The sequence below is a fragment of the Actinocatenispora thailandica genome, from assembly GCF_016865425.1.
In the GTDB taxonomy this organism is placed as follows: Bacteria; Actinomycetota; Actinomycetes; order Mycobacteriales; family Micromonosporaceae; genus Actinocatenispora; species Actinocatenispora thailandica.
Window position 1 is genome coordinate 1,254,670 of the sequence record NZ_AP023355.1, and the last position, 15,663, is coordinate 1,270,332.

Genomic DNA, 15,663 nt, shown 5'->3' on the forward strand with positions numbered 1-15,663 from the left:
GGCGAGGACGGTGTCGGGCGGTGATGCCGGCGACAACTCCGCCCGGGCACCCGTACGCTGCTGTAACGCTGGTGACGGCGGCCGGGAAGTAACCATCGTGACTCGGCAACCCCAGCGCTCGACGGACCACCGGACGGTCGAACTGGCCACCCTCGATCAGGCAGCCGACAGGCCGGTGTTCGTCGACGAGTCCGGGCGTCGACGGCGAATCCTGACGAGCCTGGCCGTGCTCGCCGGTGCCGGGACGCTGGCGGCGCTGGCGGGGGTGGTGGTCGCGCTGTCCGGTTCGCCCGCCTCACCGGCACCGCCGTGGCCGCAGCGCTCGGCCGGTACCCACCCGTCCCGGCCGGCGGCCGCCGCGAGCGCACCGGCGGAGCCCGCGCAGCCGACCGGCCCGGCGGCCCCGGTGCACGGCACACCGTCGGCGACGTCCGCCCGGCCGGGCATGACGCGGGCCGCCGAGCCGGCGGCGAGCGCCACCACGGCGCCCGGGCACGCCCGTGCGACACCCAGCCACCCGAACGGGCACGGCAACCACTGATGGGCCGGCATGCCAACCTGCCGGCACCGCGCGCGCACTGGGTGTTGCTGAGCCTGTTCCTCGTCGTGTTGTTCGGTCTGCTGTCCGTCGACGGGTACGTCAGTCACCGACAGGGCGCGGCCGGCACCGGCCCGGCGTCGCCGTCGTCCCGCCCGGCCCCGGCCGCGGCGCGGCACGCCGGGCCGGTACTGCGCCTCGACGGCGGCCGGGTGACCAGCCGTCGGGTGCCCGCCCGTACCGTGGCGTTGACCTTCGACGACGGTCCGGACCCGGTGTGGACGCCGAGGATCCTGGCGGTGCTCGCCCGGCACCACGCGACCGCCACGTTCTTCGTCGTCGGCTCCCGCGCCAACGCCCATCCCGAGCTGGTGCGACGCATCCTGGCCGGCGGCAACGAGGTCGGCTCGCACACGTTCACCCACGTCGACCTGGGCCGGGCCGGGCGCTGGCGGCAGACCAGCGAACTGCGGCTGACCGGCACCGCACTGGCCGGGGCGGCCGGCGTCCGGACCCGGCTGTTCCGGCCGCCCTACTCGTCCACGCCGGCCGCGCTGGACGCCACCGAGTACGCGGCAGCCCGGCGAGCCGCCGCCGAGGGGTACCTGGTGTGCCTGGCCGACCGGGACACCGACGACTGGCAGCGCCCGGGCGTCGACCACATCGTCTCGGCCGCGACGCCCGCCGGGCACGACGGAGCGGTCGTGTTGCTGCACGACGGTGGCGGGAACCGGGCACAGACCGTGGCCGCCGTGGACCGGTTGCTGACCCGCCTGTCCGAGCGCGGCTACCGGTTCAGCACGCTGTCCGCCGCACTCGGGTTGCCCGGCAACACCCCGGCCACCCGCGGCGAACGGATCCAGGGCGACGTCCTCGCCGCCACCCAGCGCGCGGCGCACGCGGTCGCCGGCTGGCTGACCTGGATCCTGACCGCGGCCGGGGTGCTGACCTGCGTACGGCTGCTGGTCCAGCTGGTGTGCGCGCGACGGCATCGCCGTCGGGTCCGGCGACGAGCCAGGACCCGGCGGGCGCCGATCTGGCCAACCGTGACCGTGGTGGTCCCGGCCTACAACGAGGCGGCGAACATCGCCGCCAGCGTGCGGTCGCTGGTCGACACCTCGTACCCGCGGGTGGAGGTGGTCGTCGTCGACGACGGGTCGACCGACGGTACCGCCGGGATCGTCGCGGACCTCGGACTGCCCGGGGTGCGGGTACTGCGGCAGCGCAACGCCGGCAAGCCGGCCGCGCTGAACACCGGGATCCGGGTCGCCCGCGGCGAGGTGCTGGTGCTCGTGGACGGCGACACGGTGTTCGAGCGGCACACGATCGCGCGGCTGGTGCAACCGCTGGCGGATCCACGGGTGGGCGCCGTCAGCGGCAACACGAAGGTGGCGAACCGGACGGGGCTGCTCGGCCGGTGGCAGCACCTGGAGTACGTGATGGGGTTCAACCTCGACCGGCGGATGTACGAGATGGCCGAGTGCATGCCGACCGTGCCCGGCGCGATCGGTGCGTTCCGTCGCGACGCGTTGATGGAGGTCGGCGGGTTGAGCGGCGAGACCCTCGCCGAGGACACCGACCTGACGATGGCGCTGTGCCGGGCCGGCTGGCGGGTGGTGTACGAGGAGTCGGCGCGCGCGTGGACCGAGGTGCCGTCGTCGCTGCGCCAGCTGTGGCGCCAGCGGTACCGCTGGTGCTACGGCACGTTCCAGTCGATGTGGAAGCATCGCCGGGCCGTGTTCGAGCGCGGCCAGGCCGGCCGGCTGGGGCGCCGCGCACTGCCGTACCTCCTGCTGTTCCAGCTGGTGCTGCCGCTGCTCGCGCCGTCGGTCGACCTGCTCGCCTGCTACGCCCTGGTGTTCCTGGACCCGGTCCGGGTCGGTGCGGTGTGGCTCGGGTTCCTGCTCGCGCAGGGCCTGGCGGCCGGGTACGCGCTGCGGCTGGACCGCGAGTCGCTGCGCCCGCTGTGGACGCTGCCGCTGCAGCAGCTGGTGTACCGGCAGTTGCTGTACCTCGTGGTGCTGCAGTCGGCGGCGATGGCGGTGGCCGGGGCCCGGCTGCGCTGGCAGCGGATGCATCGGACCGGTGCGGTGTCGGCCGGCGTACCGGTCGGGTCCTGACCGCCGGCCGCTGCCCGGTGGCGCCGGACGGTGCCGGTCAGCGGGTCGGCACGTCGGGGGTGGCGCCGCCGACGACGACGGTGCCGGCGGCGTGGTGGACGCCGAGCGCCATCCCGTCGCGTTGCAGCTGCACCGCCTGCTCCCGGGGGCCGCTGCGGTCGGTGACGGTCCAGCCGGCGGCCCGGTACGCGGCGGCCAGCGCGGCCACGTCGACGCTGCCGGCCGCGCCCGCCCGGACGTTGTACTCCCAGCGCACCGCGCCGGGCCCGGCGGCGAGCGCCTCGTCCCGGGTGACGGTGCCGCCCGCCGGGCCGACACCGAGCCGGAGCAGGATGTCCTCGACCGCGGCACGTAGCTGCGCGGCGGCCTCGGCGAGCTGGACGCCCGGCTCGCTCACGGGGCCACCGTGCTGATGGCGCCGCCGGTGAACACGCCGTACATGTTCCACCAGGCGTCGGAGTGGTAGGTGAACACGTCCGAGTGCGCGGACACCCCGTGCAGCTCGGTGCCGTCGGGGTAGTTGCCGGTGGCGAGGTCGACCGTGCCGGGGAAGGTGTCCGGATCGGCGCCGTGGCCGAGGCTGCCGACCTGCACCCCCTGCACGTACCCGATCGGGTCACCGGGCGCGGTCATCGAGTAGTGCTGCACGGTCGGCTGGGTGTCGTGCAGGTCGGCCGGGCCCCACACGTCGTGGCCCATCCCGGCCGACTCGATCGACAGCACCCGGTCGGCGTCCAGCCCGTCGTGCTCGGCCAGGCCGACCACGGCCCCGCCGTACGAGTGGCCGGCGACGGTGACCTGCACGTCGTTGCCGGCGGCCGGGGACGAGTCGATCGCCGAGCGCAGCTGGTGGGAGAAGTCCGCCAGCCGTGGCGCCAGGGCCTGCGAGTAGCTGGCCGACGCGGCGTCCGGCAGGCTCGGCGGGAAGTCGCCGTTCTGCCAGGTGACCATCGCCAGGCCGCCGGTCGGATCGGCGTCCACGAACGACTTCGCCCGCTCGTACAGCCCGTCGTAGTTGTCCAGGTTGGCGAACGTGCCGGGCACCAGCACCCCGACGTCGTGGGTACCGGCGTCGAGGTCGCCGACCAGCTCGACGATCCGGCCGTTGCCGCTCGGGTCGAAGTCGAGGATCTTGCGGTTGTCGTCGAGGATCGACTGGTAGAGGTCCACCCGTCGCTGGGCGCTGTCGATCTCGTCGCCGAGGTCGTGGCCGCCGTCGAACAGCCGCTGGAAGAACGACTCCCGCGAGCGGGCCTGCTGCGCGGCCCGCAGCGAGGCGAGCGTGCCCTGCTCGTTGGCGAGGGCGGTCGCGACCTTGCCCCGGTTCGCCGCGATCAGCTGGTCGAACGACGCGCTGCCGGAACTCTCGCCGGCGAGCAGCGACCGGTAGCCGGAGGCCGCGTCGGCGTCGGCGGTGCGGTACCCGCTGGCGCTGCCGCGCAGCCCGTCGGCCAGCGCGGTGAGTCCCTGCCCGCCCGACCGGAGCTGGTCGCGAACCGCCGCCACGGCCGTGGCGTAGCGCTGCTGCAGGGCCGCGGACTCCGGCACCCCGCCGAACGCGCCGGCCGGCAGCGCGGTGGCGGCGACCTCGGCGTCCATCGTGGCCAGCGTGCCGGCCCGGTCGGCGAGCGTCCCGGCGGCGCGGGCCAGGGCTCCCGGGCGGGCGAAGAACGCCCCGGCGGCCGAGGCCCGGATCGCGCTGCCGGTGGCCGCCCCGGTGGACGCCGGTGCTGGCGTGCCGGTCCGGGTGCCGGTCGGCAGCGCCACGCTGTTCACACCGAGTCCTCACCGATCACGGACGGGGCGACCATGGTCGTCTCGCCCCAGACGTTCTCGGTTTCGACCAGCCACGGCGGGATGCGCCGCCCGGCGCCCATGTCGCCGGCACCCATCCCGGCACCCATCGGCATCATCGGCATCATGCCCATGCCCTTGGTGGCGGCGCCACCGGCGGCGGCGGCACCCGCACCGACACCCGCCGCGGCGGCGCCGGCAACACCCTCGGAGGCGAGCGACGGGCTGGCCGCCGCGGCGGCCGAGTCGCCGGCACCGCCGGCACCGCCGCCACCGATGCCGCCGCCGCCGCCGAGACCACCGGTACCCGCACCGCCGGTGCCGGTGGTACCCGCGGCCTTCTTCCTGGTCTTGTCGCCGTTGCGCTTCATGAACCCGGGCAGCTTCGGCAGCACGCCGCCGAACCGGCCGGCGGTGGCTGCCGACGCGGCGGCCAGGCCCGCGGTGAACATCCGGCCGAACAGCGGGCTCGTCGCGGCGACCGCGCCGACGCCGGCGATCACCGGCAGCGCGGTCGAGACGGTACCGCCGGCGGAGACCGGTTCCAGCGCCGGGTTGAGGGCCGGCAGCGTGGTCGTCGTGGTCGTCGTGGTGTCCTGCGGTACCGACGGGGCGGGCGCGGCGTCCGGCGTGACCGGCATGGACTGCTCGGCGGCCGTGTAGTGGCCGGCGAGCGTGGTCATCACCAGGACCGCCTGCTGGTGGGCCTCGTCCGCGGCGGCGGCCGCCTGCTGGTGCTCCTTGACCGCCTTGATCGCGGCGCTCTGGCGTTCCGCCAGCTGCTGCTGTACCTGCGGGGACAGGCCCGGGTCGGCGGACAGCGGGGTGCTGGCGAGCTGCACGGTGCTCGCGGACAGGTCCGGCACCGACTGTGCCCGCGGCATCGCCTTGCGCGCCTTCTCCTGCGCCTCGGCCGCGGACACCGTCAGGTCGCGCACGTCGTACGCGGTGCCGGCGACCTTGCGGATGCCGTTGGCCAGGTCCTTGATCATCGTGTGGTACTGCTGCGCCGCGCCGCCGGACCACTTGTCGGAGAACGACCGCAGCTGCTTCTCCAGGTCGTTGGCCCGGTCGTGCAGGGTGCCACCGGTGGAGTCCCAGGTGCCGCTCGCCGCGCGCACCGTCTGCGGGTCCCCGGCGTACAGCATGGCGATGAGCTGCGGGTGACTGAACTTGCTGAAGTCGGTCATCGTCAACCCCTCCCGTGGTAGCCGATGGCGTTGGCGATGTCCTCGTCGGCCTGCTCGTACCCGTCGGCGACGGTGTGCGTCACGTCGCCGGCGAAGCCGATCGCTTCGCGTACGTTGCCGAGCAGCGCGTGCATCTGGTCCACGGCTGCCTGGTGGCGTTGCGCGAGTGAGGTCGCTTCGGCGAAGTCACCCAGCAGCATGGGGTGCTCGGCCAGCGCGGCCAGCCCGTCGGTGGGCCGGCCGAGCGCGTCGAGCTGCGTCTCCAGCTCGTGCGCGAAGTCCTTGAGCGACTGGAGGTGGACGCGGAACGAATGGTCGTGCATGCCGTCTCCCGGGATCGCAGGCGGTCTGTGCCGGCAGGCGGACCGGCGCAGGGTGCCGAACGGTGTCGCCGTCGCCGACCGAACCGCCGCACCGACACCAGAAACCCGACCGGGCCCTCGCCGCCGGCGGCCTGTGCGGCGTTCCGGCGGCGAGAGCCCCGGCCGGGTGCCGGGGCTCCCGGGGTGGCTCCCGGGTGCCGGCGGACGCTCATCAGTAGGGAGGATGCGTCCGCCGGCACGTGGGCGGCCGGGTCCCGAACCGAACGGGTCGGTTCGGGTGCGGCCACGGGCGATCGTCCGTAGCGGATCGATCAGTTGAAGTAGCCGGCGTTCTTGTTCTCCAGCGCCAGCTGGAGATCGTGCGCCTCGTTGACTTTCCCGGAGAACTGGCCGATCACGCCGACGATGTCGGCGATCGCGGCGCGCAGCCGGGTCTCGGACTGCTCGGCGGCCTGGCCGGCGCTGGAGCCCGACGCGTACCAGGTCTGCTTGACGGGAGCCAGGTGCTGGTGCAGCTGGTCCATGTAGTTGTCCAACGCCTTGGCCTTGGCGAACAGTGCGTCCGCGCTGGACCGCAGGGCGCCGAACTCGACGTTGATGACTTCGGCCGACATGGTTACTCCGATCAGGATCTGCGGCGCTGTCGTGTGGGGGTCGGCGGGGTGCGAGCCGCCGTCAGCGGACCTCTCAGCTGCCGGACAGCCGGTTGAGAACGGCGCCGCCCGAGTTGACCGCACCGTTGAGGTTGCGGAACGAGTCGGAGACCGTCGAGTCACCGCTGCCGTAGTTGTGGAAGCTCTGGTTCACCAGCTGCGACATGTTGTCCAGCTCGCGCGCGGCGACCTTCATGTCCTCCTGCAGCTTGCCGTGCAGCTGCCAGAACGCGTTGGCCTGGTCGCCCGCGTAGTGGCTGAGCACGTTGACGAGGTCGTTCTCCAGCTCGGCCATGGTCTTGGCCGCGCCGCTCGCGCACTCGTCGAACCCCTGTACCGCCTTGGTCATGGCGGTGGAATCTGACTGGAATCCCGGGCTACCCACGACGGGTCACCTCCTCGTTGATCAGTCTCTTCTGTTCGCAAACCCTATGAGTTGACGGTCACCCCAGTGCACGGCACAACTACCGTTCGCGGTACGGCCGAATTACCCACATCCGGGCGAGAAACCGATGTCAGCCGTCCAACAGCGCCAGCTGGATCAGCTCCGGGGCGAACCGCCGGCGGACCAGCGTGCCGCGCCCGGGCGGCTGGGCGGACATCTTCACGTCGCCCAGGATGACGCCCTCGTCCTTGGCCCCGGACAGCAGCAGGCCGGGGCTGCCGAGTTCCCGGATCCGCCCCATGATCGGCTCGTACAGCGCCTTCGACGCACCGCCGGCGTGCCGGGCGAGGATCAGGTGCAGGCCGATGTCGCGGGCCAGCGGGACGAACTCCAGCAGCGGGGCGAGCGGGTTGCGGCCCGACACCGCCACCAGGTCGTAGTCGTCGACCAGGACGAACAGGTCCGGCCCGGACCACCAGGAGCGGTCCCGCAGCTGCTCCGGGCGGACGTCCGGGCCGGGCAGCCGGGCCTGCATCGCCTGCTGCACCTCGCCCACCACCCCGGCGAGCGTCGGCTCGGCCGCCGCGTACGACATCAGGTGGTCGCCGCCGACCGCGTCGAGCAGGCCGTGCCGGTAGTCGACCACCAGTACCGCCGCCTCGGCCGGGGTGTAGCGCTCGGTGATGCCCCGGCCGATCAGCCGCAGCAGGTTCGACTTGCCCGACTCGGTGTCGCCGAACAGCACGAAGTGCGGCTCGGCGGACAGGTCGATGCCCACCGGGCCGAGGTCGGACTCGCCGACCCCGATCGGGATCGTCCGGCCGGGCAGGCTCGCCGGCGCCGGCAGCACGTCGATGCCGAACCGGCGCGGCAGCAGCCGTACCGGCGGTGCCGGCTCGCCGGGCCATGCCGCGCGCACCCGGGCGACCAGGTCGGCCGCGCCGTCGGTCAGGTCGTCCACCGTGGACTTCCCGTCCAGCCGTGGCAGCGCGGTGAGGAAGTGCAGCTTCTCGGCGGTCAGCCCGCGTCCGGGGGCCGCCTTCGGTACGTTCTCCGCGGCCCGCCGGTCGATGCCGGAGTCGGACGGGTCGCCCAGCCGCAGCTCGAACCGGGTACCGATGACGTCGCGCAGCTGCGGCCGGACCTCCATCCAGCGGTTCGCGGACAGCACCACGTGGATGCCGAAGCCGAGACCGCGGGCGGCGAGCGTGGTGATCTGCTGCTCCAACGGCTCGTACTCCTGGCGCAGCGTCATCCAGCCGTCCACGAACAGGAACACGTCGCCGAACTCGCGCCCGTCGGCGCCCCGCAGCTCGCCCCGCCGGCGCCGGAACGAGGCCATCGAGTCGATCCGGTGCTCGGCGAACAGCGCCTCCCGCTCGGCGAGCAGCGCGGTCAGCTCGGCCACGATCCGACGGCAGCGTTCCACGTCGACCCGGGCGGCGGCACCGGACACGTGCGGCAGCCCGGCCATCGCGGCGAGCGCGCCGCCACCGAAGTCCAGCACGAAGAACTGCACCTCGGCGGGGGTGTGGGTGAGTGCCAGCGCGGTCAGCAGGCTGCGCAGCAGGGTCGACTTGCCGGCCTGCGGTGCGCCCACCACGATCGCGTTGCCGGCCTGCCCGGACAGGTCGGCCCAGAGCAGGTCGCGGCGCTGCTCGAACGGCTTGTCCACGATCGCCACCGGCACCGTCAGCCGGCCGTTGCCGGCCCAGCCGGCCGGGCACAGGCCGCGCTCCGGGTCGACCGACAGCGGCGGCAGCAGGCCGTCCATGCTCGGCGGCTCGGCCAGCGGCGGCAGCCAGATCTGGTGTGCCGCCGGGCCCTTGCCCACCAGCGCGGCGACCATCGCGTCCAGGATCGTCTCGCCGGCCGGCGCGGCACCGGTGGGCGCCGCGTGCCGCGGTCCGGTGTCCGGTGCCGGCAGCGCCTCCGGTTCGGGCACCCGGGCCAGGGTGAACGGCAGCGCCCGGTGCACCGGCGCCGGCCCGGTGTGCGCGTCTCCGCCATCCAGCGGCGGCAGCTCGCCGGACACGTACGCCGCCTTGAACCGGATCAGGGTGGCCGTGTCGACCTTGAGGTAGGCCGAGCCGGGCACCGGCGGCAGCTCGTACGCGTCGGGCACGCCGAGCACCGCGCGCGACTCCGACGCGGAGAAGGTGCGCAGCCCGATCCGGTACGACAGGTGCGAGTCCAGGCCACGCAGCCGGCCCTCCTCCAGCCGCTGGGAGGCGAGCAGCAGGTGGATGCCGAGCGACCGGCCGAGCCGGCCGATCATCACGAACAGGTCGATGAACTCCGGCCGGTCGTGCAGCAGCTCGCTGAACTCGTCGATGATCACCAGCAGCGACGGCAGCGGCTTGAGGTCGGCCCCACCGGCGCGGGCCCGCTCGTAGTCGCGCACCGAGGCGAAGTTGCCGGCCGCCCGCAGCAGTTCCTGCCGGCGCACCAGCTCGCCGCGCAGCGCGTCCGCCATCCGGTCCACCAGCGGCAGCTCGTCGGCCAGGTTGGTGATCACCGCGCAGGTGTGCGGCAGCCCGGACATGCCGGCGAACGTGGCACCGCCCTTGAAGTCGATCAGCGCCAGGTTCAGCGTCTCCGACGAGTGCGTCACCGCCAGGCCGGACACGAGGGTACGCAGCAGCTCGCTCTTGCCCGACCCGGTGGCGCCGATGACCAGCCCGTGCGGGCCCATCCCGTTCTCCGCCGACTCCTTCAGGTCCAGCTCGACCGGTCGGCCGTCCGGGTCGATGCCCAGCGGGATCCGCAGCCGGTTCCCCGCGGTACGAGAACTCCAGGTCACGGCGGGGTCGAGCCGCCGCGGGTCGCCGATGCCGATCAGGTCGGCGAGCCCGAAGGTGGCCGACAGCGGCAGGTCGTCGCGGACCGGGGTACCGACGTGCCGCCGGGTCAGCAGCCGGGCCAGCGCCTCCGCCGACGCGGCGTCCAGGTGGTCGGCGTCGCCGGCGAACGCGACGCCGTCGTCGGTGACCATGCCGACCCGGCCGTCGGTCAGCAGCAGCCGCAGCACCCCCGGGATCGACGGCGCCTCCTCGTCCAGCGGCGCGCCGACCCGCAGCACGGTGACGCCGCCGAGCGCGCCGTCGAACGGCGCCGCCGCCGCGGTCGCGTCGTCGACCACCAGCAGCACGTGCGGCAGCTCGTTCGCGGACCGGTGTCCGAACGCCGGCCGCTCGCCCAGGTCGGCGCCGAGCAGCTCGGCCAGCCGGGCCGGATCGTCGGCGCAGAGCCGGACCGGGCCGGCGGCGTCGGCGGCGCCGGCCGCGTGGGTGTGCGGCAGCCACTTGGTCCAGGCCCAGTCCGACCACCGGTCGGTGGGCGCGGCGATCGCGATGCGCAGGTCGTCCGGGGCGTGGAAGACGGCGAGTTCGGCGAGCAGCGACCGGGCCAGGTCGAGCGACTCGGCCCGGTCGCCGGACAGCAGCACCGAGTGGAACGCGCGCAGCGAGATCGCGACGGGCAGCCCCGGCACCGTCGCGTACGCCCGGATGAAGTGGCGCAGCGAGGTCGAGCACAGCGGGTCGAGGTCCTCCAGCGGCGCGGTCTGCGGCGCCCGCAGCGGGGTGGCGAGCCGTTGCGGCCCGGTGCCGATGCGCACCCGGCAGAAGTCCGCGTCGTCCCGGCCGCGCTCCCACAGCCGTTCGGTGTCCACGATCGTCCACAGGTCGGCCGGGTCGGGTGCGCCGGCCAGCGCCGCCGCGGTCTGCGCGGTGGCGACCTTGTGCACCTGGCCGCGAAGCCCGGCGAGGTAGCGCAGGTAGTCCCGCCGTTCGTTGTTGATCTGTGCCTTCTTCGCCATCCCGCCGCGGGAGAACGACATCACCAGCATGCCGATCATGGCCCCGGCGTACAGCGCGCCGAACAGGTAGGTCATCACGCCGCCGGACCGTCCGATGTAGACGAACGACATGGCGCCCATGCCGAGCATCATCGGCAGCATGAACAGCAGCTGCATGCCACCCTGACCGGACCCGCGCGGCAGCACCGGCGGCGACTGCAGCCCGATCTCCCCGGTCGGCGGCGCCGGCAGCGCGACCCGCCGACCCCGGCGCCGTACGGTATCGACGCTCATCGCACTCCCTCGCGGTCTCCGCCGCCGGCGCAGCGCACCGACGGCCCGAGCAGACATACTGCCCGGTCACATTGCCCATCGGTCAAGCCCTTCATGGTGGGTACTTTTGCCGTTCATTCGGTGCTCGGGCGGCACCTACGATGTGGCCGGAGCCGAGGGGGTGAGCGGGTGTGGACGGCCAGTACCAGGCGTCGCCGGAGGCGATGCGCGCCACCGTCGGTAACGTCAGTGCGATCCTGGTGCAGGCCATCAACGCGCTGCACGACCTGTCGGCGTTGATGGTCGAGCCGGAGTCGTTCGCGACGCTCGGCTCGGCGGTCGCCACCGCCAATACCGAACTGCAGGGCCAGCAGATCGTCGCGGTCCGTTCGCTGCTGGATCTGTTGGGTGACACCGCGGATTCGGTGCGGCGCAGCGCCGACGGCTACGACCAGGCCGACCAGCAGGTGGCCGCCGGATACTCCGGCGGGTCCTCGCCGCTGTGGCACGACGGCACGGCCGCGCAGCTCGCCGGGCAGGCGGTGGGCGACAGCGCCGGCGCCACCGGTACCCCGCACTCGGTCGACACCGTGCTCGGCTACCTGTCCGACAGCGGGATGGGCGAGCTGAGCTACCGGCCGGCGCCGACCGGCCGGTTCGCCGACGCGGCCGACTTCGCCGACTGGCTCGACGGCGACCCGGACCACCAGTCCCGGCTCGGCGTGATCGGGGTGTACAGCGGGCAGGCGGGTGGCCTGGCCGACGTACCGGGCGTGGCCCGCGGCGACGTGGTGATCGCCGCCCCCGCCGGCGGCGCCACCGGCCCGTCGATCATCGGCGTCGCCGGTGGCGACGGCCAGCTCTACAACCACGGTCCGGTCGGCCCGGACCTTCCGGACGAAAGCCTGGTCCGCGTGTACCGACCACTTGCCTGACCAGGCTCGACGACTTTGAGAGGTGCGTCGTGACCGCGTTTCCGAACTCCAGCGCGATGGATGCCACCGCGGCCGGCGGCGGCCCCATCACGATGCTGCCGCTGATCGTCACCGGCCAACCCGCGCAGATCCTGCAGCACGTGACCGAGGTGCTGGGCAAGGCGACCCAGTTCGTCTCGCTGTTGGAGGACCTGGACAAGGCCCGCAAGCAGCTGGGTGAGATCTGGTCCGGGCACGCCTCGGAGAGCGCGCTGACCAAGATCGCCGAGTCGCTGCAGCAGTTCGAGAAGATCATCAAGGCGATCCAGGACGGCGCCAAGCTGCTCCAGGAGGCCGCGCAGCTGGTGCAGACGGTGCAGACCGCGTACCGGTCGATCGTCTCCGCGGTCAACCCGACGGTCGCCGCGCTGATGTCGAACCCGTGGACGCACGCCGCCGCGCGCGCCCTGTCCACCGCGACCTCCGGCACCCTGCGCTCGTTCATCCAGGCCATCGGGCAGCTGCTGAACGCCCTCGGGGTGACCAAGCTCGGCACCGTACTGACCGACCTCGGCACCGTGATCGGCGCGCTGCAGCAGCTGTTCGGCGGCGGTTCGGCAGCCACCGGCGGCGCGGTGTCCGGCTCCGGCGTCTCCGCCTCGCCGGTCACCGCGCCGGGCACGGTGACCACGGTCGCCTCCGGTACCGGCCAGCAGGCGATCGCCGGCGGCGTCGGCACCGCCGGGCTGCCGACGATGACCCCGGTCACCGGGACCACCGCGGCGACCGGGCTGCAGGGGCTGCTCAACGTGCCCGGCCAGGTCACCAGCGGCGTCACCGCCGGCCTCGGACTCGGCGCGACCGGCCTGGGCACGAGCGGGGTGCCGTCCTGGCTGACCGGGTACAACCCGACCGCGCTCGCCGGCACCGGCGGCGCGGACGACAGCTGGATCCCGGTCGACGGCAACGGCGACGCCGGTGGCACCGACACCGGCTCCGCCGGCGATGCCGGCAGCGGTGATGCCGGGAGCGGTGACTCCGGCAGCTCCGACGGCGGGAGCGGCGACGGCGGGACGACCACGACCGGCTCCGGCGACGTGCACGACACCACGATCACCGCGACCAAGGGCGACCTGTCGGTGACCGTCGAGGTACCGGTCGAGCAGGGCCACGCCACCGGCATCGACCTGAACGTCTCGTCCGGCTCGGAGTCGATCGCCGAGCACGTCGACATCGACGCGAACGGTGCGGTGAGCGTGTCGTGAGCACCGTCGACCTGTCCGGGGTGCTGGCCGCGCTGCGCGAGCGGTACCGGTCGGTGCTGGCCGCGTACCGGCGGGCGGCGACCGGTGACCCGGCGGCGCTGCGGGCGGCCGGGTCCGGCCACGCCACCCGCGCCGACCGGCTCGGGCAGGTCGCCGACGCGGTCCGCGACACCGCACTGGTCGACGACTGGACCGGACCGGCGGCCGATGCGTACCGGCGGGCGGGTGGCGTCTCGGCGGACCGGCTCGGCGACACCGCGACGCTGCTGCGCTCGCAGCGCGACGTGCTCGACGGCGCCGCGGACGCGCTGATCCGGGCAGCGGCCGGCATCGACGCGCTCGGCGCCGGCTTCGAGCGGGACTTCGGCGCGCTGATCGCGCGATGCGGTGCGGTGCCGGCCGGGCAGTGCGCCGCGGTGCTCGCCGTGGCCCGCTCGGTGGGGGAGACATACCTGACCGCCGCCGGTAGCGTGACCACCGCGCTGCGGTCCCGCCTCGCCGACCTGGGCAGTGCCGCACCGGCCGCGATCCACCAGTGACCACAGGGATGGTGACATGAACGCCGAGATCGACGACCTGCTCGACCGGGTGCGCAAGCAGCAGGAGGAGGTCGAGCGGATCCAGAAGTCGGTGACCGACCTCGCCATCACCGGCTACTCGCGCAACAACGAGGTGAAGGTGACGCTGCGCGGCACCGGCCGGTTCACCGAGATCTCGATCGACCCGGACGTGGCCCGGCGGCTCGACGCGGAGGCGCTCGGCGATGTGGTGCTGGAGGCCGTCAACGACGGGCTGCGGCGGCTCGGCGAGGCCAGTACCGCGAAGTTCCAGCCGGTCATCGACGCCGCCGGTACCGACATCTGAGCGTTCCGCCGCACCGCGCCGACCGCACGGTGCATCCGGGCGTGCAGAGGTGCGCGTGGGACGGCGTCGCCGACGGTCCGTTCTCGGCGGACCGCTGAAGGGAGCACAACGCCATGTCGGTGTCCTCGACGCCCCGTCGGGTCACGGTGGTCAGTCCGCGGGCGCGGGTCGACGTCGCGCTGCCGGTGGAAAGTACCCTCGCCGAACTGTTGCCGCAGCTGGTCGCGATGACCGGGGCGCAGCTGCCGGAGCCGGCGCCGACCGGCGCGGTCACCGGTTGGTCGCTGGCGCGGCTCGGTGCCGAACCGTTCGAGGCCGGGCTGACGGTCGCCCGGGCCGGGGTGCACGACGGCGACGTGCTCTACCTCAACCCGCGGCGGACCAGGATCACCCCGCTGCTGTTCGACGACGTGGTGGACGCGATCGCGAGCGCGGCGGACGGGCCGGGCGGCTGGCGGCCGCGGCTGGCCCGGCGGGCGGCGCTGCTCGCCGCCGCTCTCGCCGCGGCCTGCGCGGTCGCGCTGCTCACCTTCGCCGGGCCCGATTGGCCCCTCGCCCCGGCCGGGACGGGGCTGCTCGCGCTGCTGCTGGTCGTCTCCGGCGGCGCGCTGTCCCGGGCGTACGCGGACGCCACCGCCGGTGCGGTGCTCGCCGCCGCGGGGGTGCCGGCCGCGCTGCTCGCCGGCGCCACCGCGATCCCGGACGTCACCGGTACCGCCCGGTTCGCGCTGGGGCTCGCCGCGGTCACCGTGTACGCGGCACTCGCCGCGCTCGCCGTCGCGGACCGGATCGCCTGGTTCGTCGCGGTCGGCGTCGCGGGCGCCGGCGGCTGCCTGGCCGGTTCGATCGCGGTCCTCGCGCACTCCACCCCGGTACGGGGCGCGGCGGTCGCCGCCGCGGTCGCGGTGGTGTGCTGCCCGGCGCTGCCGATGCTGGCGCTGCGGCTGGGCCGGTTGCCGCTGCCGCGGATCCCGTCCGACGTGGCCGCGTTCCGGGCCGAGGAGAGCCCGGTCGCCGGCCGCGACGTGGTGGACGAGACCGCCGCCGCGCAGTCCGCGCTGACCGGGCTGCTCGCGGCGCTGGCCGCGGTGGTCGCCGGTGCCGCCGGTGTCCTGGTACTCGGCGGCTCCCGCTGGGGGTGGGCGGTGGCCGGCGTCGCCGGGCTGGCGCTGCTGCTGCGGTCCCGGTCCTATGCCGGTACCGGGCAGCGGATCGCGCTGCTGGTCGGCGGGGCGGTGGCGCTGATCGCGGTCGGCGCCCGGCTCGCCGTCGAGGGCGGTGACTCGCTCCGGCTGGTACTGCTGCTGGTCGCGCTGCTGGTGGTGGTCGGTTCGACGCTGGTGGCGCTGCGGGCGGGGGCGCGCGATCCGTCGCCGTACTGGTCCCGGCTGTTCGACGTGCTGGAGTTCCTGTCCCTGGTCGGTGTGCTTCCGCTCGCCGCCGCGGTTCTGGAGATCTACCAGCGGGTCCGCGACCTCACCGGCTGACCCCGCCGGCCGCACACCCCCGGTTGACAGTGGTGCCGTCTTGACGGTGTGCGCTTGC

Annotated in this window: 14 protein-coding genes; 7 read left to right on the forward strand and 7 right to left on the reverse strand. The window is 74.1% G+C overall.

What is annotated here, in order from left to right:
• Positions 1-97: 97 nt before the first annotated feature.
• Both Athai_RS05550 and Athai_RS05555 read left to right on the forward strand, forming a co-directional pair.
• Positions 98-541: a hypothetical protein gene (locus Athai_RS05550; protein ID WP_203960477.1), complete on the forward strand. Its 444-nt coding sequence runs from the start codon at positions 98-100 to the stop codon at positions 539-541.
• Complete coding sequence (locus tag Athai_RS05555; protein ID WP_203960478.1) at positions 541-2,658, forward strand: bifunctional polysaccharide deacetylase/glycosyltransferase family 2 protein; 2,118 nt, start codon at positions 541-543, stop codon at positions 2,656-2,658. The genes Athai_RS05550 and Athai_RS05555 overlap by 1 nt, the downstream gene beginning before the upstream one ends.
• A gap of 37 nt (positions 2,659-2,695) precedes the next feature.
• Here the strand turns inward: Athai_RS05555 and Athai_RS05560 are convergent, their stop codons facing one another.
• From Athai_RS05560 to eccCa, 7 genes are all read right to left on the reverse strand, one after another.
• Positions 2,696-3,055: a hypothetical protein gene (locus Athai_RS05560; protein ID WP_203960479.1), complete on the reverse strand. Its 360-nt coding sequence runs from the start codon at positions 3,053-3,055 to the stop codon at positions 2,696-2,698.
• Positions 3,052-4,434: an alpha/beta hydrolase gene (locus tag Athai_RS05565; protein WP_203960480.1), complete on the reverse strand. Its 1,383-nt coding sequence runs from the start codon at positions 4,432-4,434 to the stop codon at positions 3,052-3,054. Before Athai_RS05565 ends, Athai_RS05560 begins: the two co-directional genes overlap by 4 nt.
• Positions 4,431-5,642 carry a WXG100 family type VII secretion target gene (locus tag Athai_RS05570; protein WP_203960481.1) on the reverse strand — a complete coding sequence of 404 codons (1,212 nt, stop codon included), beginning with the start codon at positions 5,640-5,642 and terminating at the stop codon, positions 4,431-4,433. Before Athai_RS05570 ends, Athai_RS05565 begins: the two co-directional genes overlap by 4 nt.
• A 2-nt stretch (positions 5,643-5,644) precedes the next feature.
• On the reverse strand, positions 5,645-5,965 hold the full coding sequence (locus tag Athai_RS05575; RefSeq protein ID WP_203960482.1) for a hypothetical protein: 321 nt from the start codon (positions 5,963-5,965) through the stop codon (positions 5,645-5,647).
• 311 nt (positions 5,966-6,276) lie between these two features.
• Positions 6,277-6,579, reverse strand: coding sequence for a WXG100 family type VII secretion target (locus Athai_RS05580; protein ID WP_203960483.1), 303 nt, complete (start codon positions 6,577-6,579; stop codon positions 6,277-6,279).
• A 73-nt stretch (positions 6,580-6,652) separates the two neighbouring features.
• Positions 6,653-6,967, reverse strand: a complete 315-nt coding sequence (locus Athai_RS05585) for a WXG100 family type VII secretion target (RefSeq protein WP_203960484.1) — start codon at positions 6,965-6,967, stop codon at positions 6,653-6,655.
• A gap of 166 nt (positions 6,968-7,133) precedes the next feature.
• Positions 7,134-11,096, reverse strand: a complete 3,963-nt coding sequence (gene eccCa, locus Athai_RS05590; protein ID WP_203960485.1) for a type VII secretion protein EccCa — start codon at positions 11,094-11,096, stop codon at positions 7,134-7,136.
• A gap of 170 nt (positions 11,097-11,266) precedes the next feature.
• On the opposite strand from eccCa, the gene Athai_RS05595 reads away from it, so the two are divergent.
• The 5 genes from Athai_RS05595 (at position 11,267) to eccD (ending at position 15,605) form a co-directional block, all read left to right on the forward strand.
• Positions 11,267-12,010: a WXG100 family type VII secretion target gene (locus Athai_RS05595; RefSeq protein WP_239156740.1), complete on the forward strand. Its 744-nt coding sequence runs from the start codon at positions 11,267-11,269 to the stop codon at positions 12,008-12,010.
• Between the two features lie 29 nt (positions 12,011-12,039).
• A complete protein-coding gene (locus Athai_RS05600; RefSeq protein ID WP_203960486.1) occupies positions 12,040-13,254 on the forward strand; it encodes a WXG100 family type VII secretion target in 1,215 nt (404 codons plus the stop codon).
• The gene (locus Athai_RS05605; RefSeq protein WP_203960487.1) at positions 13,251-13,793 is read left to right on the forward strand and encodes a hypothetical protein; all 543 of its coding nucleotides are present in this window, start codon (positions 13,251-13,253) and stop codon (positions 13,791-13,793) included. The genes Athai_RS05600 and Athai_RS05605 overlap by 4 nt, the downstream gene beginning before the upstream one ends.
• Positions 13,794-13,809: 16 nt before the next feature.
• A complete protein-coding gene (locus Athai_RS05610; protein WP_203960488.1) occupies positions 13,810-14,118 on the forward strand; it encodes a YbaB/EbfC family nucleoid-associated protein in 309 nt (102 codons plus the stop codon).
• 113 nt (positions 14,119-14,231) lie between these two features.
• Complete coding sequence (gene eccD / locus Athai_RS05615) at positions 14,232-15,605, forward strand: type VII secretion integral membrane protein EccD (RefSeq protein ID WP_203960489.1); 1,374 nt, start codon at positions 14,232-14,234, stop codon at positions 15,603-15,605.
• Positions 15,606-15,663 lie beyond the last annotated feature (58 nt).